The sequence below is a fragment of the Streptomyces prasinopilosus genome (assembly GCF_001419695.1).
Taxonomy (GTDB): Bacteria; Actinomycetota; Actinomycetes; order Streptomycetales; family Streptomycetaceae; genus Streptomyces; species Streptomyces prasinopilosus.
The window spans coordinates 1-1,085 of record NZ_LIRG01000898.1 but is presented as its reverse complement, the minus strand read 5'-3'; the positions used below and the strand labels follow the sequence as shown (position 1 = coordinate 1,085).

Genomic DNA, 1,085 nt, shown 5'->3' with positions numbered 1-1,085 from the left:
GACGGCACCTGTACGCCGACCTCGCGCCGCTGGCCGCCGGCCGCGGGCATGCCGAGCCGTCCGGTGAGGAAGTCCTCCAGTTCCTGCGCGTCGCCGACGCCGTGCGCGGCGAGGGCCGGCGCCAGCGGCGCGAGGTCGGCGTACAGGTGCCGTCCGGCCTGCGGGGGGCGGGCCAGGGCGCCCGCCGCGACGACCGCTTCGCGCGCGGCCGCGGCCACGCGCGCGTGCAGGCGTACGGCGGCCGCCACCCGCGCGGTGACCGGTTCCGGCTCGGACAGGGCGTAGGCGGCGGCCGTGGCGACCGGGGCGGCGACGCGCGCGTCGAGCGCGGTCAGGACGTCGAGCACGCGCGCGTGGAGCGGGCCGCCCGCCGCGCCCGCCGGGAAGCGGGCGACCGCGGCGGGCCAGCCGGACGGGAGCAGGGCGCCCGCCAGGTCGGTGACCACGGTGACCCGGTCGGGCAGCATCTCGGCGGGGCTGAGCAGCACCGTGTCGCGCGGCTCGTGCAGGGTGTCGCGCCAGGTCTCGTCGCTGACCAGGTGCAGCCCCTCGCCGGCGGCGGCCTCGAGGGTCTCGTGCAGCAGTTCGGGCGGGGCGACGGTGCCGGTGGGGTCGTCGGCGACGGAGAGCACCAGCAGGCGCGGGTCGCCGCCCTCGGCACGCAGCCGCCGTACGGTCTCCAGCAGGGCGTACGGATCGGGGACGCCGCCGCTCTCGGCCGGCACCGGCACCGGGAACACCGGGCGGCCGAGCAGCCGGGCGGAGGGCGCCCACCAGGCGGCACAGGGCCGGGGCACCAGGACGTCCCCGCCGATGGCCGCGGTGAGCGCCACGAGCAGCGCGGGCGCGCCGGGGCCGACGGCCACCCGGTCCGGGGCCGCGGGCAGGCCCCGCCGGTCGCCGTGGCCGCACGCGGCGTCCAGCAGGGCGGGGCCGCCGCCGACCGGCTCCGCCTCCGCGCGGGACGCGGCGGCGGCGAGGACGGCGGCCAGTTCGGGCAGCACGGGCAGCCCGTCCTCGGGCAGCACCGGGCCGAAGCGGACCGGGCCGTGCCCGACGGGGTCCCGGCCCGGTCCGCTTCGGCC

General features: G+C 81.3%; 1 protein-coding gene. It reads right to left on the bottom strand.

Features of this window, described 5'->3' with window-relative positions; translation table 11 throughout:
• Positions 1–1,085: aminotransferase class I/II-fold pyridoxal phosphate-dependent enzyme (locus tag AOK18_RS28155; RefSeq protein ID WP_055696152.1), on the bottom strand; the 1,085-nt coding region annotated here is incomplete at both ends.